Below are 24,736 nucleotides of genomic sequence, written 5' to 3'. Positions count from 1 at the left end.
AGCCCATCGACGAGCCCATCGAGGGCCATTTGGTGCTCGTGCCGACACCCCCTCGGGGTGGATTCACCGCCCGTGATCTGCCCCGTTTGATGAAGGTTGTCGATGTTCGGTTCGAGCTGCTGGACGGTGAAGTCGTCATGATGGCGCCGTCCACAGTGTGGCACAACGAAGTCATCGATATTCTCAAGTTCGCGCTTCGCCGCGTGGCTCCCGCGTGGGTCTCGATCGCCACCGAACAGCGGATTGATCTGGGGTGTACGGTTCCCGAGCCAGATCTACTCGCGGTCTCGCGGGATGCGGTCGCAGCTGATTCGCTGTCCTTCGCGCCGGGGGACGTCCATCTCGTGGTCGAAGTGGTATCGCCCGGAACAAAGACAAAGGATCGAGTCCTCCGACCTGCTCAGTATGCCGAGGCCGGGATCAAATGCTTCTGGCGAGTGGAGAATGAAGACAACGCGATCGTGATCTATACTTTCGAGCTACTGCCCGAAGGCGGATACGCGCCGACCGGGGTGCATCGGAGCCGGGTGCAGGTAGACCGCCCCTTTCCAATCGACATCGAATTGCCTGAAGTCACCTGGTAGACGGCGCATCTCGCGCCGAAACGGATCAGATGTTGACGCCGATGCGGCGGGCGAAGGTTCGCAAGGGAACTCGGCGGTCGTGGTCCAGTAGTTCGGAGACGATGTGCCGTGGCAGGGACTGGTATTTGAGCCAATCGGCGCCGCCGACGCGTTCGGCGTCGAGCAGGGCGGCGAGGGCGCGCTTGTGCTGGCCGGTGCGCGTCAGGGCGACGGCCGTATCGGTGAGGTGGCGAGCCCGCGAGGCCTGGGGCAGACCGCAATTCGCCGGCATGTCCCGTGCGGCGGTCAGCGCCTCCGGATAGCGTTCGGAGCTGATATTCACATCGACCGTCTGCATAACGACTTGTGAAGGGCCGAAATAGGTTTCGTAGTCGTGCCGATCGGCGCCGATGCGCAACGCGACCTCGCCCGCCGCTTGGACAAGCGACAATGCCTCGGGAACGTCCTGCGATCGACCGGCCGCGGTAGCGCCCTGCAAAATCAGCGATCCGTACGCGGACAGATGCGCCGGGGTCGGCTCACCCTCGGGCTCCAGATTCGCCGCCGCACGCAGCGCCACCTTGCGCGACTCCTCATAACGGCCCTGCACCAGCAACTGCCAGGCGACCGAGCCGCGAATGGTGGCCAACAGCAGCGGATCGTTGCCGAGCTCGGCGGCGGCAAGCGCCTGCCGGATCGCGAAGAACGCCGGATCGGTCTGCCCGAGATGAACCAGGGTACAGCCGGTGACCCAATACATCCGTGCGAGTAGTTCATTCGCGGATGCGACCACGCCGTTGCGGGCGGCGTGCACCGTTGCCCGCAGCTGGATGAGCCCGGTCGGCAGGATCGAGGTGAGCAATTCGTAGTGGCCGGTCCAGTAGGCGCCCCACGCGTAATCGACTGCGCGACTGCCCTCGTCGAGGCCGATCGCATCCTCATCCGGTATCTCACCGAGCAGATCGTCGACCGGGGTCAGTGCGCGCCGGATCGCGACGATACCGGCATCGGGATTGCCGGAGGGGATGCCGTGTCGCTTGCCCACCAGGTCGGAGATGTCGACATCCAATGCGCGCGCGAGTTTTTGCAGACTGGCGATCGAGGCGGTCTGGCGGCCACCCTGTTCCAGTTTGCGCACCAGGTCAACGCTGACACCGGCTTGGTCGGCGAGTTGGCGCTGGGTGAGCGCCTTGCCGCGGAACAGTCGTATCCGCACGCCGATCGACGAATCGTCCATTTAGCCAAGTCCTTTGTTACATCCTTGTTTCAGCGTACGACGTTAGGTGATCGCGCTCACTAGAAGTGGGACATTACGTACGACTCGTTCCCGCTTGGTTGGAATACCTTTGTCTTTCTGCAACTTTGAGAATGCAAAGGGCGGCGGCAATGAATATCATGCCGAATACCACCGTGCGAGCTCTCCGCGTCGACCGCGCGCGCGAGCCGGGTGTCCAGGCCAGTCGATTCGCGCGCCACACCCAGCGCGCACGCGAACAGCACGGTCCGCTACGCAGAGGGGACTGCCCGGTCTGTGGACGAGGGGAGGCGTAGGCCATGTTCGAGCGCTGTCACTCGCCTCACGAAATCGCGCATACACTGCGACATCGGTACGGACTGCCGGTCCAGCTGCTGGCCGGTCGCCCGATGATCACCACCGGCTCCATCCTCGGCGCCCTGGTGATGCCACCGGATCTAGGCCGCAAAGTCCTGGCCGCCCTGGACCGGACCTACGCGGCCCCGGTGGTCGCCGAACCCGGTGAACGCACCTGGACCTTCCTCGTCGCACCGCCGAGCCCGGCCGTCCCGGTCGAGATCAGCGTGCGCCGCTGCCTGGCCGGACACTACGTGACCGTCATCCCACCTGGCCGTCACGTCCTGCTCCCCACCACCGACTCCCCACTCGGCTGGCACTGGGCAGGCGAGCCAACCCCCGGCGTCCTGCGCATGCCACCGCGCTCCGCGGTGATCAATGCGGTCTACCAGGTCACCAACATGCGCTCCCACACCCTGTAGTCAGCGCCGACCCCCGCCCCGCCACGTCCGGGCGGGGGTTGATGGCCGGGTGACCCAGCGATCAGTTGTGTGTCATGACTACGTCTGCTCCGAGCAACGGCTGAGAGTGGTTCCGGGCGCAGTGGCCGCCGGTTTAGCGCTGCGAAGGCAGCTTCGTACCGGGTGGGCCGCGCGGCTGGAATTCGAGTAGATCCCGGATGAGTACCAGTGGTTTCTACTCATGTTCCGGCGCGCTCGGGAAATCAGCATTGGGGATATGACTACGTCTATCGATCCCGCGCTGATTTCGCGGTTGTCCGGGGAGTTCACTGCGTTGGGAACGCAGATGGGCATCCTCGGTCGGGATTTGGATCTGTTGCGGGCGCAGGTTGTCGCGGATCTGGTTGCGGCACAGTGGGTTTCGAAGGATTCGACCGGATTCTCGGTTCGCGGGGAGTATCCGCTGGGGCCGGTGCCACCCGGCGGCAGCGGTGAGACCGGGGCCGGAGCGCGGGGAGTGGTCGATGGCCAGACCGTATGGCCACAAGCTCCCTCAGTCGAGACGACCGGTGGCGCTGGGCATACCTCGGACGCGGCGGCCGCATCGACGGCCACGGGGGAGTCGGCGGCTGGTCGGACGTCACAGTCGGGAGCCGCGAATACACCGATGGCTCCGAAAACCGCAGTGATCTCTGGTGCTTCCACTGTGCCCGGGGCGGGTGCGGTGCCGTCGGCACCAGTTCCTGGTTGGGTGGGGCGGATTCCGATGCCACCGGTTGCGCCTTCGGGGTGGGCGCGGCCGGTGCCTGGGTATGGGCAGTCGGGCGGTGTCGGCATGTCCGGATGGGCTGCGGTGCCCGCTGGGGTAGTCGGGCCTCCCGGCGTGGGCGGTGGGTTTGTGCCGCCGCGGGCGGCTGGTGGAGCGGTTGCACCAGGTATGCCGCCGCGCCCGCCGGGGCGGGGTGCGGCGAAGACGCCATGGTGGCAGCAGGAGGGGATGATCAGTCGGGTGCTGGCGGTCGCCGGGGTGGGGGTGACTCTGATCGGGGTGGTGATGCTTTTGGTGCTTGCGGCGCAGGCTGGCTTCTTCGGGCCGGTGCCGAGAGTGGTGGCTGGAGCGGTCTTCTCGGCAGCACTGGTCGGGGCGGGAGCGAGGGTGTTCGGGCGGGCCGGTGGTCGCATCGGCGGAATTTCCTTGGCCGCCACCGGTATTGCCGGGGCTTATCTGGACGTGGTCGCGGTTACTGCGATCTACGATTGGCTGCATCCGGTCGTCGGGCTCGCGGTGGCATCAGGTGTTGCGGCGGGTGGGGTCGGGCTCGCGATGCGGTGGCAGTCGCAGCCGCTCGCGGTGCTCGTTGTCGCGGGGGCGGCGTTGTTGTCGCCGTTCGTCACTTCGGAATTGGTGTTGCTCGCATTCCTGATCGTGTTGCAGTTGATATGCGTGCCGGTGCAATTGATTCGCGATTGGCCGTTCTTGCATGTGGTGCGCACTGTGCCCGCGATATTGGCGACATTGCTCGCGATTGCCATTGCCGTCGTTGATGATGCGGCGCAAGGCCGGGTGTATTGGCTGCTCACGGCCGCGGTGACGATTGCCGCGATCGGGATGGTCGGTGGTTTTCTGGTGGTGCGCAGGCGATCCGACGATATCGTCGCCGCCTTGACTTCCGCACTGTCCATGGTTGCGCTCTTGGCCGCACCCGTGATGTTCGAGCGGCACGCGGCGACCTTGGTCGCGGCGGTCTGTGCGGCGGTGCCGCTGGCTGTGGCATCGCTGCACACCTTGCCGAAACTGCGTGAACTGGTGGGTATTCCGGGTTCGATCGCCTTTGTCGCCATGATCGCAGGCTCATTCGCGCTGCTCGAAGCATGCGTCGGTGTGACGCGAGTGCAGACCTTGCCGATCGCCCTGTTCCTGGTTGCGCTCTGCTATCTGGGTCTGGCCGGACAGCAGCGCTCCCGCATCACCGCCGCCATCGGCGCGGCGTTCACGCTGGCCGGCTCGGTAGCGTACTTCACCACCGTGACTCCGGAAGTACTTGCGACACAACGGCTTGCGCACCCGCGCTCGAGTATCGCGACCGCACTGGGCGCCGTCCTCGCGCTCGCGGTCATCGCCGTGGGCATCTGGTGCGCCAGGAGACTCCCCGGTATGACCAAGGGCGGAACCGACGAATCGACGCTGTTCGTCGTCGCGAGCATTGCGGGCCTGTATGCCGTAACCGCCGCCGCGGTCTCGATCGGCGTCGCGACCGGCAGCGCCGACGGGTTCATCGTCGGCCACAGCGCCGCCACGATTCTGTGGATGGCCGCTGCCACCGCCGCACTGTTCTACGGCCTGCGTAATCTGTCGCGCTCGGCCGCCGTCGCCAAACTGGCCCTCGGCTCCGGACTCCTCGTCACCGCAGCCGCTCTGGCCAAACTGTTCCTCTTCGACCTCGCCACCCTCGACGGCCTGGTGCGGGTAACAGCCTTCCTGGTAGTGGGCATCCTCCTGCTGGTGACAGGCACCCGCTACGCCCGTACTTTCGCCGAAGTCCGAGCCGGAGGAGTTCCTATCGCGAACCCTGTGGACCGGACCTGACGGGCACCAGCTGGCGACGCCACGAACGCTGGCTCACCGAACACCGTTTTCCCGCGCACCTCTTGTGCCGTCGCGTCCAGGATTCCGTGAGCAGGACTGGCGTGGTCGAGCCCACGCCACGGCCCAGCGGGCCACGCACGTCGCGGGTCTCTTCGCCGCACAAGGCCTAGTTGTTCCACAGAATGAATGCGCCACGACCTACGATATCCGCGACGAGAAATGCGACGCCAACCTGCTCTCGGAAAGTGCTGAAACGAAAGCCGCAGCCGCATAAGGCGTTACTCGCGATCCCGCCGCCGCAGCAACTCGTTCACACTGACCGTCCGCCCGTCCGCGCTGTGGTGGCGACCTTCGTCGGGCTGGCCGATGCGGCGACGGTTGGACCTCAGCTCGGCCATCCAGTTTTCGATGCTGCTGCGGTTCTCGTCCGGCGCATCATCATTCGACGTGCCGGGACGTGGAGGTGCCGCGTGGTGGGTCGGATGGTCCGCAGCCGGGATCGGCGTCGGCTGAACCGGCGGCGGGGGAGGCGTGGGCGTGCCTGTGGGCGGAATCGGACGAGTCGGCTCGGACGCCCCCGAAATCGTCGGAACCGGCCGCGGCCGAATGGGCTCGGGTGCGGGCGGCACCGATGGGCCGAGCGGCGCGGGCGGTGTCGACGGGCTGAGTGGTGCCGATAGGCCGAGTGGCGCGGGCGGTGCCGACTGGCCGAGCGGTGCCGGCGGTGTCGACGGGCCCAGCGGTGCGGGCGGTGTCGACGGGCCGAGCGGTCTCGACGGGGCGAATGGCGCGCCTTGCGCGGACGGCAAACCTGGCGCCGGTGGTCCGGACGCTCCCCGCCCGGGCGAAGCAGGCCCGGATGGCGCGGCAGGCGGTCCGGGCGGCGGCGTATGCAACGGCGGATTCGCGCGCGGTCGAGTCGGATCATGCGGCGCGACCGGCCGCGGCGGCACCGGCGGATCGGCCGGAATCTTCGCGAAATGCTGGGTCGGCGCCCCCGCCTCGATCTCCTCGACCGTGCGCTGCCGCCGCGGTGACCGCGTTCGAGTGGTGGCGTTATCGGTGAGCGCGGGCATCTGCATCGTCACCGGGTCGGTAATCGGCGTGGTCTTGACCAGGTCGACGACCTCGCCCCCGCCGGGACGCTCATCGTCCAGAATCGGTTCGCCCAGCCCGACCTTCTGCTGCACCTTCTTCATCCACGCCGGCGCCCACCAGCAGTCGTCGCCGAGCAGCTTCATGGTGGCCGGGACGAGCAGCATGCGCAGAATCGTGGCGTCGATGAACAGCGCCGCGATCATGCCGTAGGCCAGATACTGCATCATGACCAGATCGGAGAACGCGAATGCGCCGGTCACCACGAGCAGGATGAGCGCGGCGGCGGTGATGATGCGCCCGGTCTGCGCGGTGCCGATGCGCACCGCCTCGGTCGTGGAAGCACCCATCGTGCGCGCTTCGACCATGCGCGACAACAGGAATACCTCGTAGTCGGTCGAAAGACCGTAGATAACCGCGATGATCAGCACCAATACCGGCGACATGATCGGCTGCGGCGTGAAATTCAACAGGCTCGCGCCGTGTCCGTCGATGAAGATCCACGTCAAAATACCGAGCGTGGAACCCAATCCGAGCGCGCTCATCAACGCGGCCTTGATCGGCAGCACCAGTGAGCCGAAGGTGAGGAACATCAGCAGCGTGGTGACGAACAGCACCAGCGCGATCATCAGCGGCATCCGGTGCAGCAGCGCGTCGATGCTGTCCTTCTGGATCGCGGGCTGTCCGCCGACGTACATCTGCACGTCGTCCGGAATTTCCAGGGAGCGCAGGTAGTCGATGGTCGGATCCGCATTCTCCGAATCCGCGAGCGTCGCGCTGGTGCGGAAGACTTCCTTGTTTGTATTGGACTGGGCAGGTACGTCGAAGGTGCCGTTCAAGCCGGGTGCCTGCTTGGCCGCGGCCCACAGCTTGCCGACGTCACTACTGTTGGCGGAGACGAATACGAGCTGGATCGGATCGGACTTGCGTAGCGGGAAGATCGAGTCGAACTTCGCCTGGGCGAGCCGGGTCGCGTTATCCGGCGGCAGGTACCGCTCGTTGATGCCACCGAAGGCCAGATTCTTGACCGGAATGATCAACAGCAGCAACAGGATGCAGATCGGGATCGCGATCTTGAGCGGATGCTGCATCACCCAGCGGGTCGACTTGCCCCAGAAGCCGTTCTCGACTTCCTCGGCGGTCTTGGTCTTGCGGAATCGCTTGAACCCGAGCATATCCACCCGCGCCCCGAGGATGCTGAGCATCGCGGGCAGGATGGTGATGGCGGTCAGCGCGGCCAGCGAAACGGTCGCGATGGAGCCGTAGGCGATCGATTTCAGGAAGCCCTGCGGGAACAACAGCATGCCGCCGAGGCTGGCGATGATCATGGTCGCGGAGAACACCACGGTGCGCCCCGCGGTCATCACCGAACGGCGCACCGCCGCGCGCTTGTCGTAGCCCTCGGCCAGTTCCTCGCGGAACCGACTCACGATGAACAGGCCGTAGTCGATGGCCAGACCGAGGCCGATCATCGAAACGACCGGCGAGACAAACGAGTTGACCTCGGTGAACTCGGTCGCGAACCGCACGATGCCCCACGCGCCGATCACCGTGAGACCACCGACGATCAGCGGCAGCGCCGCCGCGACCACACCGCCGAAGATGAAGAACAGCAGCACCGCGACCGCAGGGATGGCCAGGATCTCCATCCGCTTCTGATCGGCGGCCATCGTGTCGTTCAGCGTGCCCGCCACCGCTTGCAGACCCGCGACCTGCACATCGATACCCGGAATTGCGAAGACATCCTTCACCTTCCGGAAGTTGCGCACCATATCGGTGTCGTTATTGCCCTGGATGGCGATGGAGGCGAAGGTGTACTTCTTATCCTTCGAACCGAACGTCAACGGTGACGCCGGACCGGTTTCGGTCTGCCAGTAGGCGCCGTTGATCTTGGCGATCTCATCCGGATGTTCGCGCGGCAGCCCGTTGAGGTTGTCGACGATCTTCTGCCGGAATTCGGGATCATCGATCGTCTTACCGTCCGGCGCGGTGTAGAGCACGATCACATCGCTGTTGTGATCACGTCCGAACGCATCGTCGGACAGCTTGGCCGCCTTGGCCGATTGCGATGTCGGGTCATCCCACCCGCTGGAGCTGAGATGGTCTTCCAAGCCGAGGCCGTAGCCGCCGAGTGCCAAGAGTGCGGCCGCGACAATGCCGATGACGGCGAAACGCAGCCGATAGACCAGATCGCCCCAGCGTGTGAACACTAAGCGACTCCTTGGGCAGGGCGAGAGGTGAGCAGCGCCGACAGCGGCCGGAACGGCTGCAGCCAGGCACCCTCGTCGGGCAGTGAGTCGAGGCTGACCCTGGGCAGTGGTTCACGGAACACGCCCGGGATGTCCTCGAGATCTACGAACTCGAGGGTATCGGATGTTACGGCCCAACTCGCATGCTCACGGAAGCCGAGTATCTGAACGGGGATTCCGTTGGCGGCCAATCGTTCGAGCGGTTCGCGGAATGCCTGGCCATCGGCGGAGGCGACCATGATGCCAGCCAGCCCAGCGCCGTGACTGCGTAGCTCGATGTGCGCGAGCATATCCGCGTCGACATCGGAGTCCTCATCGATCTTGGGCTTGGCGAACACCGCGTAGCCGACATTGCGCAGCGCCTCCACCCAGGGCCGCACCACATCGGCGGTGCCGGGCGCGATATTGGTGAAGACCGTCGCTTCCGGTTCGACCCGGGTCACGCTGCCGACCGATAATTCGGCGGTGCGCGCGAGCAGCCAGCGGCCGAGTGCGTCGAAGCGCGGTCGATAGGCGGCGGTCGGGCGACCGCCGAGGATCGCGCCGAGCCCCATATCGAGATTCGGGGCGTCCCAGACCAATAGCACTCGACGCACATCCGGCGTAACCGCGCCGATCACCTCGGATCCAGTGCCGTGCACCTCCCCGGCAACATCCACGACCTCATGGGCCATCTCACCGACACTCATCATCCGATCTTCCCCCATATGAACTCGTTGATGGCGCTTCCGGCGCGATGTGCCTTGCCTTCGAATTTGGTGACAGGCCTTTCGAACCCGATCGGCGCGCTGTCGCGATGTTCGGCGCTGACCCCGCCCGTGGTCTCGTTCAGGCCGATGAGCTGCGGTTCTGCCGCGCCGACTTCGGCGATGAATTCCGCGTAGTCGGCGTGGTCGGTCGCGACATGCAATACACCACCGGGGTGCAGGCGATCGGCGATCAATGCGAATGTCGCGGGCTGCAATAGTCGCCGCTTGTGGTGTCGCGCCTTCGGCCAAGGGTCAGGAAAGAAGACCCGCACGCCCGTGAGCGACTGTTCAGCAATCATGTTTTCCAGCACATCGACGGCATCCCCGCGCAGCAGGCGAATGTTGTCGATCTGCTCGCGCTCTATGCGTTGCACCAGTTGTGCGAGACCGGGCTGATAGACCTCGATGCCGATGAGATTCAGATGCGGTTCCGCCTGTGCCATCGCGGCGGTGGCGGTTCCTGTCCCACAACCGATCTCGATGACGAGCGGGGCGTCGCGGCCGAACCAGGCGGCGGCGTCGAGTGGTTCGTCGGCCACGTCGCGGCCGATCTTCGGCCAGGTGCGATCCCAGGATTGCTGCTGGGTCGCGGTGAGTGCGCCCCGGCGCGAGCGGAAGCTCGTCACTCGGGGGTACAGGCGTGAGCCCGAGCCCTTTCGGGATCCCCGGTCCGCCGGAGCCGCAGCTGTGGACGGCGGTCCGGGAACTGACTCGGCAGTGTGGTTCGCGGCGTCGTTCACGCGCTCCATTGTCCAGCATCGCAGGATGCGGGCAGCAAGCGGTCGTAGCGGATCGCTTGCGGGCATCCGAGACGAACGGTTATGCGGCGCGTACGCGGGGGATTCGAGTCTCGGGCTCGGTCTCTTGACGCAGCGGCTTGCCCAGCGCCACCTTGACCGCGGTGCCGAGCATCTCCCACAGCCCGCGCACGCCGGTCGGCGAGGCGGCGACCGACCACACCGTGCTGTCGCCGACATCGTGCACCGGTTTTCCGGCGAGCCGATCGCTGAGCCAGTCCAGGCTGATGGGGGTGGCCAGCGGAAGCAGCGAGAAATGCTCGCTGAGCCGGTCGCGCACATAGGTGACCTGGGCGCCGCCGCGGCGATACCGCTCGACCTGGCCGTCGACGCCGTCCATATGGATGATCTGGTCGTGTACCGGCTGCACCACCAGCAGCGGGCAGGTCGGCGTGGAGTGACCGAGGCGCAGCTCATCGAGCATGACCTGCATTTCGGGTGCGGCGAGCACCTCGGCCAGCGGTCGGCTCAGATGGTGGCCGACATCTCTATTGATGAGCCCGAGCACCGCCGCGACCGGTGTGGACCGTTCGGCGCGTGCGATGAGCCGGTGTCCCTCGGCATCGCATTCGCTGTCGAAGACCGCCGCCAGTGCCGGATAGAGCCTGCGCAGCGCGGCGACCACGATCGCGGGCAATCCGGCGTAGTGCCCGCCGTTGAGTCGGGTGAAGACCTGCCCGGGATCGCCGACCGGTGCGCCGAGCACAGCGCCGACGATATCGAGCTCCGGTGCGTAGGTCGGGGCCATCTCGACCAACCACGAACTGGCCATGCCGCCACCGGAATAACCCCAGACCGCGATCCGGGTATCGGGATGCAGACCCAGCGGTGCGAAGCGCAGCGCCGCGCGGATTCCGTCGAGTCCGCGGTAACCGGGCTCGCGTGGCGCGCCGAAATTACCGTGCGGGCCCTCGTGGTCGGCGATACTCACCGCCCAACCCCGGCGCAGTGCGTTGGCCACCAGCATCCATTCGAGTTGGGTGACCGAGCCGAGTGCGTGCGAACCGCGACGCAGTGCATAAGAGGGGGAACATCGCTCGGCGACCGCGTCCATGGCGGTCTGGAAGGCCAGCAGCGGACGGTCCTCGTCCGGGTCGGCGTCGAGCGGCAGGAGCACCGTGGTGACCGCCGCCTCCGGCATACCGTGCATATCGCAGCTGCGGTAGAGCAGCTGCCAGGCCGAGACCTGCTGCGGCACAACACCGAACAGTGCGAGCTCGACGCGACGGCTGCGCAGGATGGTCCCGGCCGGACGAGCCGCGAAGCCTTTGGGTGGTCGGAGGAAGGGATCGCTACTGGGTAGCAGTGGCTTCCTAGCGCCGGACGCGTCCGGCTCAGCACCGATGACATCGACGGTCACGGCAACCTCCTCATCGAGACCAGCGGAACGGATTCCGCCTGGTCGGCTTGCCGCCTTCGAAAAGCGAAGTTGCGCACCGACTATGGTGCCGACCATCCCGCCAGATTAAGTGACCATCGCATCTGTGGGAACCCCGAGGTAGAGGGCGTGCCCCCGCACTAGACTGCGCCCATGAGTAGACCGACTGTGTTCATCACCGGTGCGGCGGCGGGTATCGGCCGGGCCACGGCCCTACTTTTCGCTGCCCAGGGGTATCACGTCGGTGCATACGATATTGATGAGGTGGGGCTGACCAGGCTCGCGGCCGACATCCACGCCACCGGCGGCAGTGTACGCACCGGTGTGTTGGATGTGACGAACGACACTCACTGGACCGAGCGTCTGGCGGAGTTCAACGGTGACGAGAACCGGCTCGACATCCTCATCAACAATGCTGGCATCCTGCGCGCTGGTCCGTTCGAATCGATCGAGCTGGCCACGCACCAGACGATCATCGATGTCAATCTCGGCGGGGTGATAGCGGGTACGCATGCGGCGTTCAGCTATCTGCGCGATACGCCCGGCGCTCAGGTGGTGAATCTGTGCTCGGCATCGGCGATCTACGGTCAGCCGGAACTCGCCAGCTACGGCGCGACCAAGTCCGCGGTCAAAAGCCTCACCGAGGCGCTGGATCTCGAGTGGGGGCGCCACGATATCCGGGTGATCGCGGTGTGGCCGCTGTTCGTGTCCACCGCCATGGTGGACGGGATGGCGACCGGCACGATCAAATCGCTCGGCGTGCGTCTGAGTGCCGAGGATGTCGCACAAGGGATTTGGGATGCGACCCACAAGCGCGGACGGCTGCCGCGCGTGCACTATGAAATCGGCGCGCAGGCAAAAGTACTGGCGGCCGCCGCGAAATACGCGCCGAACTGGGCGGTGCGGACCGCGAACAAATACTTCAGCGGCAGCTGACCCTTTCCAGCGACCGGCAAGCCGTCGCCAGCGGCCCGTCGGCGCGGTAGGTCTGCAAGAATGGCGCACCGAAAAGGGGGTGTGCAGCTTTGCCGACAGCCACCGAATCCGACGGGCCCCGGATCCGACCGGGCGGACCCGCACGGGAACTGGACCAACTCGACCATCTGCTCGCGGCGCTGCGCTCGGGTGCGGATCCGCGGATTGTGGGCCAGGTGGGGACCGCTATCGCACGGTGGCGTCGGCCGCCGCGCATTCAGGTGACCGGGCGCGCGCATACCGGACGAACCACGGTGCTGCATGCGCTGGCGTTGATGTCGGCGGTGGAGACGGCGCCGATCGACGAACCGGGCGTGGCCGATCCTGAACTCGACGCCGACATCATCGTCTACGTCCTCTCCGGCGCGCCGCAGCCCGCGGACCGGCGGATTCTGTCGGAATTGCCGCCGGAGCGAACGGTCGCGGTCTTGAACAAGGCCGATGCGATCGGGTCGAGATGGGGTGATGCGGTCGTCGCCGCCGAGCAGTACAGCGGTCGCTTGGGCACCGTCACGCTGCCGGTGGTCGCCTCGCTTGCGGTGCGGACCAGGGCGGGTGCGGTGAGCGAAACCGATATGGTCACGCTGCGCCGCCTGGCCGAGACCGCGGATCCGGCGCTCACGCTCTCGCCCGACCTGTTCGTCGCGGCATCGGCGGGACCCGATGTCGCCGAGCGCGAAGAACTGCTGCAGCGCTGGGATCTGTACGGCGTGACCTGCGCGCTGTCCGCGCTGCGCCGGGACCCGGAACTCGGTCCGCACGCACTGCTGCAGATCATGCACGCGGCGAGCGGTATCGATCCACTGCACCGCCTACTGCACCGCCGCTACGAACAGGTCTGCGCCCTGCGCGGCGGCGAACTCCTCGACGAACTGACCCGCCTCGCGGCCCGCGCCGTGCCCGCCGACGGCGCGAAGACCCGGGACATGCTGGAGGACTACCTCTTCGGCGATGACGCCCGCTGGCTCGGCCTCTGCGCGGGCCTCGCCTATCCGGAGGTCGCCCATTTGGCCGCTGGATACCGCGCACCCGCCCCGTCCGATGCCGACGACGCCCTCGCCCGCGCCGACCGCTGGCGCGCCGTTGTCTCCAGCGATATGTCCCCCGCCGCTCGCCGCGCCGCCCTCCGCGTCCACAACGGGTACATCCGGCTATGGGAACGGATGAGCAGTGCCGGACTCTGAACAACCGGATTCCGTACGCACGGAGCCATCAGCCTCCGGTGCACCTGGGCGCGAAGGATCCGGTACTGCGCCACGCGAATCCTCGCGTGCTCCGACCGCTCCGACATCGCCACCGAACGGACCGCCGACAAGTGGCGGGGAATCCCATGGACCAGTGGTTGCCCCGCGCGGATCAACGGCTTCCTCCGACGGCTCGCCCGCTCCGCACGGCGCCACCACATCGCAAGGTATTGCCGATCCGGGGGGCGCCGCGGCGTCGCAGGGTGCTGCCGCGGGTACTCCCGCATCGGACGGTGCTCCTGCTGCGGACGCCACTGGTGCATCGCAGGGTGTCGCTGCCGCAAGTACCTCCACGGTCCCTCCGCGTGCTGCGGCCGCTCCGCACGGCACCTCCGCATCGCCGTTCGGACAAGATCCGGCGCCGACTGCCGAGCAGCGGTCGCTGACTCCGGAGGTCGAGGCGGTAATCGCGCGGTGGAACCCGCAGGGGATGGCGCTCCTGCGGGCGGTGCAGGGGACGGGAGTGGCGTCGGCGGTCACTTTGATCGGGCCCGATGACGCCAATACGAGCCTGTTGCGCACCGAGTTGGCTCGGTTCGAGCCGCGCATCCCGCTTTCGGATCCGGTGCCCGATGCGGGCGCCGTGGTGGAGACCACCTCGCCCTCGGGTAATGCGCCGTCGGCGGTCGCGCTCATGCTGTTGGACGCGGGTAGTGCCCTCGGCGCGGACGCCCTGCACGTGGTGCAGCGCCTGCGCGCCGACGGGACCAGGATCCTGCTCGCCATGAACGGCATCCACGCCTACCAGGATTGGCGTGCGGTGCAGGCACACAATCTCGACCTGCTCGCCGCGCAGGGCATCGACGACCTGGAGATCGTGCCGGTATCGGCGCGGCTCGCGGTGGCGGGCCGGTCGGCCGGAGATGCGGGCCTCATCGATCGGTCCGGCCTCGGTGCACTGCACGCCGAACTCGCGGCGGCCACGGCCAGCGCCGAATCCGATGACCGGGTAGCCGCGGTCACCACGCGCGTGCTGACCGATACCCGCCGACGGGTCGCCGAACAGGTCGCGGTGCTGCGTTCCGGAGCGGAACCGATCAAGTGGCGCGAAGAACGCGCCGTACTGCTCGCCGGCCGCGACGGCGGCCGCGCCACCGCCATGTCCGCCCTGCGCAGCCAATTGCATCTGGGAAGGGTGGATCTGATGACCGAGGTCGGGGCCAGGGTGCGCGCATTGCACGCTGCGGCCAGGGGCGAACTCGACCGGCTGCGCCGCGCCGAATTCGGTGGCTATCCCGAACGGTTACAGCAGGCCGTCAACGAACTGACCAATGCCGTGGACGGAACCATCGACCACCGGCTGTCCGAGCTCACCGATCGCGTCGGCGCAGTGCCGGAACACGACCGCGACACGCCACCGCGTTGGCGCGATCCGGCCCCGCGTGTCGGCCCGGATCCAGAGCCGAGACATCGGGGTGTCGAAGATCACCTCATGATCGCGCTCGGCGCCTCCGCCGGCGTCGGCATCGGCCGCCTACTGGTCGCCCCGTTCTCGCTTGTGCAGGCCCTCGATTTCGCGACCGTACCGGTGACGCTGCTGCTCGGAGCGGGTGCGGCGGCCTGGGTGGTGCGCGCCCGCGGCCAGGTCGCCGACCGCGCGCACCTCCGTCAATGGGTGGCGGACGCGCTGGTGAATGTGAAGGCCCAGTTGGAGCAGCGGGTCGCCACCGCACTGGTGGAATCGGAGACCGCGCTATCGGAGCGCGTCATGCGCGCGAGCACCGAGCGAATCGTCGAAATCGACCGTCAGGTGGCCGAATTGGAGGCCAGACTGCGCCGCGCCGCAGCCGAGCAACCAGGACAGCTGGCCGCCTGCGAACGCGATATCGCCATCCTCGATCGGTATCGCAGTTCTTTTGATTAGGTAACTTAGTGGGTACTCCTGCAGGAACCCGATTCCGTACTGGTCGTCACATCGCGTTAACCTCTTAAGCAGGAACCTGGGCGTCCGCTTCGTCCTTGTACGCGGTGCAGCCATGACGCGCTTTCGACTGGTCGTAGCGGGTGCCTTCCCGCCAACGGTGGCGCTCGGTGTGTTCGCGCTGGTCATGGGCCTTGCCGTAGCGACTGCTCGCAGGTCGCTCGAAATGGTCAGCCCAGGCGGCTACACCGTGAACCGCCCATCTCAGGAGAGTTTTCATGACCTCAGCGACCATTCCTGGTCTTCGCGATTCCGACGGCAAGCAGCCGACCGAGCACAGCGAACTACTCGCCTGGGTACAGGACGTCGCAGAGCTCACCCAGCCAGAGCGAGTGGTCTGGGCGGACGGTTCCGACGAAGAGTGGGATCGGCTGACCACCCAACTCGTTGCTGCGGGCACCTTCAAGAAGCTCAACGAGCACAAGAAGCCGAACTCCTTCCTCGCCCTCTCCGACCCCTCCGATGTGGCGCGTGTCGAATCCCGCACCTACATCTGTTCGAAGACCGAGGCCGACGCGGGCCCGACCAACAACTGGGTCGACCCCAACGAGATGCGCGCCACCATGACCGAGCTGTACCGAGGCTCGATGAAGGGCCGCACCATGTACGTGGTGCCGTTCTGCATGGGCCCGCTCGGTGCCGAGGACCCCAAGCTGGGCGTGGAGATCACCGACTCCGAATACGTCGTGGTCTCGATGCGCGTGATGACCCGCATGGGCGCCGCCGCGCTGGAGAAGCTCGGCTCCGACAAGCCGTTCGTGAAGGCACTGCACTCCGTCGGCGCGCCGCTGGCCGAAGGCGAGGCCGATGTGCCGTGGCCGTGCAACGACACCAAGTACATCACCCACTTCCCCGAGGACCGCGAGATCTGGAGCTACGGCTCCGGCTACGGCGGCAACGCGCTGCTCGGCAAGAAGTGCTACTCCCTACGCATCGCCTCGGCAATGGCCCACGACGAGGGCTGGCTGGCCGAGCACATGCTGATCCTCAAACTGATCTCCCCTGAGAACAAGGCGTACTACATCGCCGCGGCCTTCCCGAGCGCCTGCGGTAAGACCAACCTCGCGATGATCCAGCCGACGGTTCCCGGCTGGCGCGCGGAGACCCTCGGCGATGACATCGCCTGGATGCGTTTCGGCAAGGACGGCCGCCTGTACGCGGTGAACCCCGAATACGGCTTCTTCGGTGTCGCACCGGGCACGAACTACAGCTCCAACCCGAACGCCATGGCCACGATGGAGGCGGGAAACACCGTCTACACCAACGTCGCGCTGACCGACCACAATGACGTCTGGTGGGAGGGCCTGGAGGGCGAGCCCGATCACCTGATCGACTGGAAGGGTAACGACTGGTACCTGCGGGAGACCGAAACCCTTGCCGCGCACCCGAACTCGCGCTACTGCACGCCGATGTCGCAGTGCCCGATCCTGGCTCCCGAATGGGACGACCCGCAGGGTGTGCCGATCTCGGCCATTCTGTTCGGCGGCCGCCGCAAGACCACGGTTCCGCTGGTGACCGAATCCTTCGACTGGCAGCACGGCGTCTTCATGGGCGCGACCCTGTCGTCGGAGCAAACCGCCGCCGCCGAGGGCAAGGTCGGCACCGTGCGCCGCGACCCGATGGCGATGCTGCCGTTCATCGGCTACCACGTCGGTGACTACCTGAACCACTGGATCAATGTCGGCAAGAACGCCGATGCGAACAAGCTGCCGAAGATCTTCTACGTCAACTGGTTCCGTCGCGGTGACGACGGCCGGTTCCTGTGGCCCGGATTCGGTGAGAACTCCCGCGTGCTGGAGTGGATCGTCGGCCGCATCGAGGGTTCGGCGCAGGCCGAGCCGACCGCGATCGGCAATGTGCCCACCGCTGGCCAGTTGGACCTCGACGGTCTGAATGTCAACCCCGCCGATGTCGACGAGGCACTCGCCGTGGACGCCGACGAATGGCGCAAGGAGATCCCGCTCATCGAGGAGTGGTTCGAGTTCGTCGGCGACAAGCTGCCTTCGGGCGTGCGCGACGAGTTCGAGGCGCTGAAGGAGCGCTTGGGCTCTGTCTAATGGCAGCGCCTTCGGCGCTGCGTGTTCGCGGCCCCCTTCTGTCTCGCATCCGAGCGGCCGAGACTCGCGCCTGCGGCGCATGCGCTTCGGCCACTCGGATGCGAGACGGGCCGCGAACGGTCGCTCGTAAGGCTCGCTGCGTGGTGGCTGAGTAGTGGCGAACTCGTGGTACCGCTCGCACCATCTTTCACGATGGTGCGGGCGGTTTCGTTTGGGGCGGAGGTCTATTCGGAGAAGGGGGCGCGGCCGATCAGTTGACGGAAGCCCGCGGTGCGCATGAGCCATCGAGTGCGTCCGTCCGGCACCGCGGACGCCTCGTTCGTCAGTGCTTGCGTCATGTGCTTTTTGAAGTTGTGTCGCGGATGACGGCGCAGCAGTTCCTCGACCCAGCTCGGATCGAGATCGGACATTCGAGCTCCGAACACGTCCACGGCCGCACCGGCGGATACAAAGCCGAGATCGTCGACCGTATCGGCGACCCCGATGGTGAGATGCGCGGCGATCGCGGCGCCGACCGTCTCCGCCTGCTCCGGTGTCGCACCTGCGCCGAGGACGAACCCGACGGCGCGCTCCGCCCCGGCAACCGCGAAACACCTTCCGGGCGTGGGATGTTCGAGCTGCAAATCGTGTAGCAGGCAGGAGACGTAGGCCAGCTCGTCGTCGTATTTCGTGCCGTCGAATTCAGCGAGCGCGCGCCCGAAGAAATAACTCCGATACGAGTGCTCCAACACGTGCACCGAAAGGCATTCCCGCGCTTCGTCTTCGGCGGCCTCGGCCAGCTTCGAATCGGGCAGTCGGAGTTCCGCGAAATCCAGTCGCCCGCTCCCACTTCTCCCCAGTGCCAAGGCGGCCTGCCCGGCAACGAGCCGGGGCACGCCCGCAACGAGCTTGGCAGTCAGCTGCCTGCGCTGACTACTGGAAAGCGCCCCACCGGTACGCCTCGCCCATTCCCAATCCATCCCCACAGGCGCACCCACGCCGATCTCCTTCTCCTCGAACACGTCTCGCTCTCAGTGAAGCCCCCCAGCCTCCCACTAACCAGTGACGCAAATGCCACTAACCCTCGGATTCCCGCCAATCCGGCTCCCACCCACGCCAAAAGTTCGCACTGGACAGGTGATCACGGGGAAAGGGTGGTCCCAACCCCCGCCCCGACCAACTGCCAGAACCGGCGCACCACCGCCCGGCTCGAACCCGACGACTCCATCCAACAACCCCTTCGATCACCCGACGGTGCTGTTGCGATCACCCCTCGAGCCCAAGCGAGAAGCCTCCGCCACCATTTCCACCTGATCTTGATCGGTCAGCGGAAGTCGGGGGCGTGATCTTGTGCCCACTGGGTGAAGGTGTGGGCGGGGCGGTGGGTGATGTCTTCGATGATGGTGGATATCTGGGGTGGGTTGGATACTCCCGCCTTCCATCCGGCGAGGACGGCCTCCACGCCGATCTCGGGCATGCTCTTGCCCAACTCAACGCGGGCCTGCTCCTCGGAAATGAACTCGAAGGTGATTTCGCGATCGATAGCTGCGCCGATCTGCTGTACTTGCTCGCGCAGCGTCAGTGACTCGGGGCCCCAAACGGTGTAGGCCCGGCCTTCATGACCGGGTTCGGTCAGCGCTGTGACCGCGAGTGCCGCCAAATCCTTCTCATGGATGGGTGCGGTGCGGGCATCGGGATACGGCAGCCGGACGACACCCTCGTCACGGATGGAATGCTGCCACCACCACAATGCGTTCGTGGCGAACATCCCGGGGCGGATGAAGGTCCATGCCAGACCGGATTTCTCGATGGCCGCCTCGATGACGCTGTGCATCAAGGCAATTGGATTGTCCGACGCATTGTTCTGCAGCACCGCGCCCGACGACAGGAACACCACGTGCCGTACCCCGGCGGCCTCGGCAGCCGCCACGAAACCGTCGATTCCCTCGGGCTTGGCGTAGAGGAATACGCGCTGCGCGCCTTCGAGTGCGGCGGGCAGCGTTTCGGGCTGCTCTAGATCGGCCGCGACGACCTCCGTCCCCGGCGGGAAACCCGCGGTGCTGGGTTCGCGGCTCGTGGAACGAACCTGTTCTCCTCTCGAAATCAGACCCGCCACCACGTGGCGACCGACATTGCCTCTAGCTCCGAAAACGACTGTGACCATGGCGGCAGCGTAGGCCGGAGGCTTACCACTGGTAAGGACATACCTTCAGGTAAGCTCCAGAAATGGCGGTACGTTCGCAGGTCCAGCCCACTACCTGGCAGGGCATGAGTGACGCATTCAACAGCGAGTGTCCGGCGCGCGAGGTGCTCGACCACATCACCAGCCGCTGGGGCATGCTGATCCTGACCGCGTTGACCGATGGGCCACAACGGTTCTCGCAGCTGCACACCAAAATCGGTGGTATCAGCGAGAAGATGTTGTCGCAGACATTGCGCACACTCGGGCGCGACGGACTGATCGCCCGCACCGTCGAACCCACCACGCCGCCCCGGGTCAGCTATGAACTCACCGAACTCGGCCGAGGGCTTACCGAGTCGCTGCATCAGTTCCTCGGTTGGATCCGTGAGCACACAGCCGAAGTCATGTCCGCCCAGCGCCGCCACGACCGCCAGCGGATCGGCCCCACAACATAGAGCCGCCCCATTGGAACGCTCCACCTATGCCGCGATGAATCCGGGAGGTCCGCGCCAACAAGCTCGCCAGTGCTGTCCCAGCAAAGGCGTCGTATAGCCTTCGGCTACCGACACAGAGTGCGCGCTAGCCCGAGACTGTGGTTCAGCCCAAGGGTCGGGCATCTGATCAGTATGCCCAGTTGGGTGGCGGGGATTCCGGTGATGCTCGGATACATGTCAGACTCCGAGGTGTGAAGCAGGTAGTCGCGCTGGCGCTGGACGGCGTCATGGCCTATGACTTGGCTTGTGCCGTGCAGGCATTTCGCCACGGTCCGGGCAAGACCGGGGAGCCGGTGGGGTTCGAGATGCGGACCTGTGGTGTGCGGCCGGGGTCGGTGTGGACGCCGAATGGTTTCGACCTCCGGGTCGATGAGGGGCTCGAGGCACTGACGAGCGCCGACATAGTGGTGGTTCCGGGCATTGCCCTGCCCACATTGCCACCGGCTTACGAGGTACTCGACGCGCTCCGGTCCGCATCGGCGCGGGGCGCGACCATGGTGAGCATTTGCGTCGGCGCATTCGTCCTGGCGCGGGCCGGACTGCTGGACGGGCGGCCGGCCACCACCCATTGGGCGTATTGCGATGAATTCGCTGCGCTGTTCCCATCGGTCAAGCTCGATCCCGCCGCACTATATGTGGACGACGGCGATGTGCTCACCTCGGCGGGATTGTCCGCGGGAATGGATCTGTGTCTGCATATCGTGCGTCGTGAACTGGGCGCGGGTGTGGCGGCCGAGCTGGCCCGCTGGAATGTGACACCACCGCACCGGGAGGGTGGTCAGGCGCAATACATTCCGGATGCTCTGGGCGGCAATGACTTCCCCGGGGCCCTGGCCGCGACCATGGCCTGGGCGGCGGCGAATCCGGCCGCGGCCCCGGATATTTCAGCGCTTGCTGGACATGCGCTGATGAGCGAGCGCACCTTCATCCGTCGATTCAAAGCCGAGGTGGGCACGACGCCGCGGCGCTGGTTGGAGGCACAGCGCACGATGCGTGCCCGAGAGTTGCTGGAAACCACCGAACTGCCCGTCGAAGTTGTTGCGGCACAGTCCGGATTCGGCAGCGTCACCGCGCTGCGGGTGCATTTGCGCGCCGCTACCGGGACGACGCCCGCTGGTTATCGCCGGTCGCTGCGCCGCTAGCGGATCTCGTCGGCGCCTGAGCGTACCGTGCGGTATTGATCGGCCGATGTTCTCGGATTGCCGGATCCGCAGCTGCCGGTGCGCTACCGTTGATTTGCCCGGACGTGCTTCGTGCCGCAGGAGGGCATGTCCGGCAGGGGCTTATGCTTTGCGTGTTCTCCGTCCCATGACCGAACGTTTCGATTGCCAACTATTAACCGTATGACTTGGATCGACTGAACTACTTCCCTTTCGACCCGCGAATCCGCGCACCAGCGGCCAACGATGAGATCGACGCATGAGAGGTGGTTGGAGCATGACCGATCTGGAAATCGGCCGGTTGGCGTCACAGGTCACCGGTACCGACCTGGCGACCGCGAGCACCCCGCTGCGGCGCGCTGCCGGACGTTTGCAAGAGGCTCTGCCATCTGGTTGGCAAGTCGAAATCGTCGACGCCGGTGCGCCGAGCATCGTCGACGCACCGGACCGTCAGCCGGTAGTCCGGGTGGTTATGTCGGGGGCTTGACTACCCTGTCCACCCCATCGGCATGAGCAGGGACTTCTGCTCGCAGAATGCGTCCAGACCTTCCGGTCCGTTCTCTCGGCCGAGGCCGGAGTTCTTGTACCCGCCGAACGGCGAACTCGGGTCGAACGCATACCAATTGATCGCGTAGGTTCCGGTGCGCACCCGCGCCGCGATTTCCGCGCCGTGCTCGATATCCGCGGTCCAGACCGAGCCGGCCAGGCCGTATACCGAGTCATTCGCGATGGCCACCGCTTCGTCCTCGGTCTCGTATGGGATGACCGACAGGACCGGGCCGAAAATCTCCTCCTGCGCGATCGTCGACTTGTTGTCGACATCGGCGAAGATGGTCGGCTCGACGAACCAGCCGCGGTCCAGATCCGCCGGGCGACCGCCGCCGAGCACCAGCCGCGCGCCCTCTTCCTTGCCCTTGGCGATATAGCCCTCGACACGGTCGCGCTGACGTTCGGAGATCAGCGGGCCGAAGGTCGTCGCCGGATCGGTGGGATCGCCGGTCTTCAGCGTCTTCACGTGCTCGACCAGCGCGTCCAGTATCTCGTCGTAGCGGCTGCGCGGCGCGAGAATGCGGGTCTGCGCGACGCAACCCTGTCCGCTATTCATCAGGCCGGAGAACGCGAGCACCGGAATGTTGGCGATATCCATATCCGGCAACAGGATTGCCGCCGATTTGCCGCCGAGCTCGAGCGACACGCTCTTGAGTTGTCCGGTCGCGATCGCGCCGATCTTGCGGCCGACCGCGGTGCTGCCGGTGAAGGTGACCTTGTCGACGCCCGGATGCGAGACCAGATACTCCGCCGCATCCGCCTCGGCGGGCAGAATCGACAGCACGCCCTCGGGCAGGCCCGCCTCGGTGAAGATTTCCCCGATCTTATTGGCGGTCAATGGAGTCAGCGGTGCGGGCTTGAGCACCACCGTGCATCCGGCGAGCAATGCGGGCGCGAGCTTATTGGCCGCGAGGAACAGCGGGACATTCCATGCCGTGACGGCCGCGACCACCCCGCGCGGCTCCCGCGAGACCCGCGCGGTGCCGAACAAGCCGGTGCGGGTCTCGTTCCAGGGGAAGGATTCGGCCAGTCCGGCGTACGCGTCGAGCGCGGCAACCGCCGGAATCTGGTTGAGCGTCATGGCGATCATCTGCGGTGCGCCCATTTCGGCGGTGAGCGTGGCCAGCAGATCGGCCGAACGCTCCTCGATCAGGCGGGCGGCGCGCGTCAATACCTGGGCGCGCTCCGCGGGCGGTGTGGACGGCCACGGGCCGTTGTCGAAGGCGTGCCGGGCGGCGGCGACGGCGGCGTCGACATCGGCGCGACCGACCACCGGGACGCTGCCCACCGGCTCGACCGTCGCGGGCGAGATGACCTGGAGGCGCTCGGTGGCGGCGGGCGCGGTCCAGCGGCCGCCGATGAACAGGCTGTCGTAATGCATGAGAACACGTTACAGTTTTGTGGCCCGATTGTCTGTAACGTGTTCCAGTTTTTCGCGCCGTCATCCTTCTGAACAGCGCGAATTCCGACCTGTCGGTTCGCTTTTCAGAGAACGCACTATTGCGTTCTCTTGCTGCACCGGTCATGCTTTAGCTACTGATCAGCTCGCTCGATTCATGAACCGATTACGCAATTGGGAGTCAGAGCCATGGCGGTGCAAGTGATCGGCCGGTCGTTGATGACCAGCGACCAGACCGAGCATCAAGCTAAAAGCGTCGGCGCAGGTGGGTGGGTGGTTTCCTTCCTACCGGGCCGGACGCTGACCATCGAGCAGGCTACGGCGGCGATGCAGGCCGCCGAGGCGGTCGCCATGGTCGGGATGCTGGCTGATCAGGTCGGCCTAACCACCCTCGAGACGGTTGGTCTGGCCATTCAGGAATCGCCATGGGCGGCCACGCTCAACGCATGCGGGCGCCGGAGCTGGCGCCGGGGCTGGCTGGAGAAGTAGCGCTACGGCTTGGTGGCCACTACCACCAGATTGCTCACCAGTAACTCTCGCAATACGGGTACGCGAACCACCCACCAAGCCCAGCGTGGGTGGTAGCGGGGGAAAACGATGCGCACATCCGCGGAAGTGCTTGCCGCCCAACCCAACCCGTCGGCGGCGCCGACCGCGAACAGTGATTTGCCGAAGCGGTTCTTCGGTTCCCGGCCGGCCTTGCGACGGTATCGGCGCGCGGCGTACTCGCCGCCGAGGTAGTGCCACGGTCCCGTTTCGTGGCCACCGAAGGGGCCGTGCCACACCGTGTACGACAGCACGATCAAGCCACCCGGACGGGTCACGCGCACCATTTCGTCGGCCATGACCCACGGCTGCGGCACGTGCTCGGCAACATTCGAGGAGAAGCAGATGTCGACCGCGTTGTCACGGAACGGCAGTGCCATACCGGACCCGCGGACCGCACCGGTCACCGAGAGTCCGGCGGCATGCATCTCCGATGGGTCGGGCTCGACGGGAATGTAGCGTGCACCGGTCTTGACGAATTCGTCCGCGAAGTAGCCGGGGCCGCCGCCGACATCCAGAATGGTCGCGCCATCGAGGCCATGTCCGGTGACATCTGTGTAGAAATCGCCGATCATCGTCGCGCTGTCGGCGGCCAGACCGCCGTAGAACAATGCGGGATCGGTCTGCTCGAACCGGAAACTGCCGAGCAGCCGCAGCGACCGGCGCAAGGTCGCCCGCCGCGCGAACCGGAACATGGCTCCTCCGCGCCGTGCGGCCTGCGCCGCCACGGCCTCGGCTGGCTCGGTTTCAGCAGTCGGCACGGCGCAGAGTCTCGCATAGTGCGCGTGATGCGCCGCGGTCCCGCCTGCCTGGGGTGGGA

The 24,736-nt window shown here is 66.2% G+C and carries 20 protein-coding genes; 11 read left to right on the top strand and 9 right to left on the bottom strand.

Features of this window, described 5'->3' with window-relative positions; all coding sequences use genetic code 11:
* Positions 1 to 32 precede the first annotated feature (32 nt).
* Positions 33 to 584 carry a Uma2 family endonuclease gene (locus tag ACQP2U_RS40945; protein WP_433712510.1) on the top strand — a complete coding sequence of 184 codons (552 nt, stop codon included), beginning with the start codon at positions 33 to 35 and terminating at the stop codon, positions 582 to 584.
* A gap of 25 nt (positions 585 to 609) precedes the next feature.
* On the opposite strand, the gene ACQP2U_RS40940 is transcribed toward ACQP2U_RS40945, so the two are convergent.
* The gene (locus ACQP2U_RS40940; RefSeq protein WP_433712509.1) at positions 610 to 1,800 is read right to left on the bottom strand and encodes a helix-turn-helix domain-containing protein; all 1,191 of its coding nucleotides are present in this window, start codon (positions 1,798 to 1,800) and stop codon (positions 610 to 612) included.
* A 317-nt stretch (positions 1,801 to 2,117) separates the two neighbouring features.
* Here ACQP2U_RS40940 and ACQP2U_RS40935 point away from each other — a divergent pair, with 317 nt between their 5' ends.
* Together ACQP2U_RS40935 and ACQP2U_RS40930 are read left to right on the top strand one after the other, a co-directional pair.
* Positions 2,118 to 2,576 carry a hypothetical protein gene (locus ACQP2U_RS40935; RefSeq protein ID WP_433712507.1) on the top strand — a complete coding sequence of 153 codons (459 nt, stop codon included), beginning with the start codon at positions 2,118 to 2,120 and terminating at the stop codon, positions 2,574 to 2,576.
* 256 nt (positions 2,577 to 2,832) lie between these two features.
* Positions 2,833 to 5,142 carry a DUF2339 domain-containing protein gene (locus tag ACQP2U_RS40930; protein WP_433712506.1) on the top strand — a complete coding sequence of 770 codons (2,310 nt, stop codon included), beginning with the start codon at positions 2,833 to 2,835 and terminating at the stop codon, positions 5,140 to 5,142.
* A 278-nt stretch (positions 5,143 to 5,420) separates the two neighbouring features.
* On the opposite strand, the gene ACQP2U_RS40925 is transcribed toward ACQP2U_RS40930, so the two are convergent.
* The 4 genes from ACQP2U_RS40925 to ACQP2U_RS40910 form a co-directional block, all read right to left on the bottom strand.
* Entirely contained in the window at positions 5,421 to 8,447 is a 3,027-nt protein-coding gene (locus tag ACQP2U_RS40925) for an MMPL family transporter (RefSeq protein ID WP_433712504.1), read from the bottom strand.
* Positions 8,447 to 9,175, bottom strand: coding sequence for an NYN domain-containing protein (locus tag ACQP2U_RS40920; RefSeq protein ID WP_433716764.1), 729 nt, complete (start codon positions 9,173 to 9,175; stop codon positions 8,447 to 8,449). Before ACQP2U_RS40920 ends, ACQP2U_RS40925 begins: the two co-directional genes overlap by 1 nt.
* On the bottom strand, positions 9,175 to 9,984 hold the full coding sequence (trmB, locus tag ACQP2U_RS40915; protein WP_433712503.1) for a tRNA (guanosine(46)-N7)-methyltransferase TrmB: 810 nt from the start codon (positions 9,982 to 9,984) through the stop codon (positions 9,175 to 9,177). The genes ACQP2U_RS40920 and trmB overlap by 1 nt, the downstream gene beginning before the upstream one ends.
* Positions 9,985 to 10,054: 70 nt before the next feature.
* Positions 10,055 to 11,392 carry a lipase family protein gene (locus ACQP2U_RS40910; protein WP_433712502.1) on the bottom strand — a complete coding sequence of 446 codons (1,338 nt, stop codon included), beginning with the start codon at positions 11,390 to 11,392 and terminating at the stop codon, positions 10,055 to 10,057.
* Positions 11,393 to 11,563: 171 nt separating this feature from the next.
* On the opposite strand from ACQP2U_RS40910, the gene ACQP2U_RS40905 reads away from it, so the two are divergent.
* The 4 genes from ACQP2U_RS40905 (at position 11,564) to ACQP2U_RS40890 (ending at position 17,607) form a co-directional block, all read left to right on the top strand.
* Positions 11,564 to 12,346 (top strand): SDR family oxidoreductase, encoded by a 783-nt coding sequence (locus ACQP2U_RS40905; protein ID WP_433712501.1) that lies wholly within the window; start codon positions 11,564 to 11,566, stop codon positions 12,344 to 12,346.
* 89 nt (positions 12,347 to 12,435) lie between these two features.
* Positions 12,436 to 13,569, top strand: a complete 1,134-nt coding sequence (locus ACQP2U_RS40900) for a hypothetical protein (protein ID WP_433712500.1) — start codon at positions 12,436 to 12,438, stop codon at positions 13,567 to 13,569.
* 154 nt (positions 13,570 to 13,723) lie between these two features.
* Entirely contained in the window at positions 13,724 to 15,493 is a 1,770-nt protein-coding gene (locus ACQP2U_RS40895) for a hypothetical protein (protein WP_433712499.1), read from the top strand.
* A 275-nt stretch (positions 15,494 to 15,768) separates the two neighbouring features.
* A complete protein-coding gene (locus ACQP2U_RS40890) occupies positions 15,769 to 17,607 on the top strand; it encodes a phosphoenolpyruvate carboxykinase (GTP) (RefSeq protein WP_433712498.1) in 1,839 nt (612 codons plus the stop codon).
* A 224-nt stretch (positions 17,608 to 17,831) separates the two neighbouring features.
* On the opposite strand, the gene ACQP2U_RS40885 is transcribed toward ACQP2U_RS40890, so the two are convergent.
* Both ACQP2U_RS40885 and ACQP2U_RS40880 read right to left on the bottom strand, forming a co-directional pair.
* Positions 17,832 to 18,566 (bottom strand): phosphohydrolase, encoded by a 735-nt coding sequence (locus ACQP2U_RS40885; protein WP_433716763.1) that lies wholly within the window; start codon positions 18,564 to 18,566, stop codon positions 17,832 to 17,834.
* Positions 18,567 to 18,910: 344 nt separating this feature from the next.
* Positions 18,911 to 19,750 carry an SDR family oxidoreductase gene (locus tag ACQP2U_RS40880; protein WP_433712497.1) on the bottom strand — a complete coding sequence of 280 codons (840 nt, stop codon included), beginning with the start codon at positions 19,748 to 19,750 and terminating at the stop codon, positions 18,911 to 18,913.
* A 62-nt stretch (positions 19,751 to 19,812) separates the two neighbouring features.
* Here ACQP2U_RS40880 and ACQP2U_RS40875 point away from each other — a divergent pair, with 62 nt between their 5' ends.
* The 3 genes from ACQP2U_RS40875 (at position 19,813) to ACQP2U_RS40865 (ending at position 21,909) form a co-directional block, all read left to right on the top strand.
* Positions 19,813 to 20,223 (top strand): winged helix-turn-helix transcriptional regulator, encoded by a 411-nt coding sequence (locus ACQP2U_RS40875; RefSeq protein ID WP_433712496.1) that lies wholly within the window; start codon positions 19,813 to 19,815, stop codon positions 20,221 to 20,223.
* A 230-nt stretch (positions 20,224 to 20,453) separates the two neighbouring features.
* Complete coding sequence (locus ACQP2U_RS40870) at positions 20,454 to 21,404, top strand: GlxA family transcriptional regulator (protein WP_433712495.1); 951 nt, start codon at positions 20,454 to 20,456, stop codon at positions 21,402 to 21,404.
* A gap of 295 nt (positions 21,405 to 21,699) precedes the next feature.
* Positions 21,700 to 21,909: a hypothetical protein gene (locus ACQP2U_RS40865; RefSeq protein ID WP_433712494.1), complete on the top strand. Its 210-nt coding sequence runs from the start codon at positions 21,700 to 21,702 to the stop codon at positions 21,907 to 21,909.
* Here the strand turns inward: ACQP2U_RS40865 and ACQP2U_RS40860 are convergent, their stop codons facing one another.
* Positions 21,910 to 23,352, bottom strand: coding sequence for an aldehyde dehydrogenase (locus ACQP2U_RS40860; protein ID WP_433712493.1), 1,443 nt, complete (start codon positions 23,350 to 23,352; stop codon positions 21,910 to 21,912).
* 207 nt (positions 23,353 to 23,559) lie between these two features.
* On the opposite strand from ACQP2U_RS40860, the gene ACQP2U_RS40855 reads away from it, so the two are divergent.
* Complete coding sequence (locus tag ACQP2U_RS40855) at positions 23,560 to 23,859, top strand: hypothetical protein (RefSeq protein ID WP_397030733.1); 300 nt, start codon at positions 23,560 to 23,562, stop codon at positions 23,857 to 23,859.
* 2 nt (positions 23,860 to 23,861) lie between these two features.
* On the opposite strand, the gene ACQP2U_RS40850 is transcribed toward ACQP2U_RS40855, so the two are convergent.
* Positions 23,862 to 24,611: a class I SAM-dependent methyltransferase gene (locus tag ACQP2U_RS40850; RefSeq protein WP_433716762.1), complete on the bottom strand. Its 750-nt coding sequence runs from the start codon at positions 24,609 to 24,611 to the stop codon at positions 23,862 to 23,864.
* Positions 24,612 to 24,736: the final 125 nt, after the last annotated feature.

Origin of the sequence: Nocardia sp. CA-084685 (assembly GCF_050955785.1) — a bacterium.
Lineage (GTDB): Bacteria > Actinomycetota > Actinomycetes > Mycobacteriales > Mycobacteriaceae > Nocardia.
The sequence above is the reverse complement of the archived record's forward strand: the minus strand, read 5'-3'. Positions and strand labels throughout refer to the sequence as shown.

Coding starts and splice junctions, on each gene's coding strand:
- ACQP2U_RS40940 (WP_433712509.1), bottom strand. CDS start 1,800: ATGGACGATTCGTCGATCGGCGTGCGGATACGACTGTTCCGCGGCAAG.
- ACQP2U_RS40935 (WP_433712507.1), top strand. CDS start 2,118: ATGTTCGAGCGCTGTCACTCGCCTCACGAAATCGCGCATACACTGCGA.
- ACQP2U_RS40930 (WP_433712506.1), top strand. CDS start 2,833: ATGACTACGTCTATCGATCCCGCGCTGATTTCGCGGTTGTCCGGGGAG.
- ACQP2U_RS40920 (WP_433716764.1), bottom strand. CDS start 9,175: ATGAGTGTCGGTGAGATGGCCCATGAGGTCGTGGATGTTGCCGGGGAG.
- trmB (WP_433712503.1), bottom strand. CDS start 9,984: ATGGAGCGCGTGAACGACGCCGCGAACCACACTGCCGAGTCAGTTCCC.
- ACQP2U_RS40905 (WP_433712501.1), top strand. CDS start 11,564: ATGAGTAGACCGACTGTGTTCATCACCGGTGCGGCGGCGGGTATCGGC.
- ACQP2U_RS40890 (WP_433712498.1), top strand. CDS start 15,769: ATGACCTCAGCGACCATTCCTGGTCTTCGCGATTCCGACGGCAAGCAG.
- ACQP2U_RS40885 (WP_433716763.1), bottom strand. CDS start 18,566: ATGGATTGGGAATGGGCGAGGCGTACCGGTGGGGCGCTTTCCAGTAGT.
- ACQP2U_RS40880 (WP_433712497.1), bottom strand. CDS start 19,750: ATGGTCACAGTCGTTTTCGGAGCTAGAGGCAATGTCGGTCGCCACGTG.
- ACQP2U_RS40875 (WP_433712496.1), top strand. CDS start 19,813: ATGGCGGTACGTTCGCAGGTCCAGCCCACTACCTGGCAGGGCATGAGT.
- ACQP2U_RS40865 (WP_433712494.1), top strand. CDS start 21,700: ATGACCGATCTGGAAATCGGCCGGTTGGCGTCACAGGTCACCGGTACC.
- ACQP2U_RS40860 (WP_433712493.1), bottom strand. CDS start 23,352: ATGCATTACGACAGCCTGTTCATCGGCGGCCGCTGGACCGCGCCCGCC.
- ACQP2U_RS40855 (WP_397030733.1), top strand. CDS start 23,560: ATGGCGGTGCAAGTGATCGGCCGGTCGTTGATGACCAGCGACCAGACC.
- ACQP2U_RS40850 (WP_433716762.1), bottom strand. CDS start 24,611: ATGTTCCGGTTCGCGCGGCGGGCGACCTTGCGCCGGTCGCTGCGGCTG.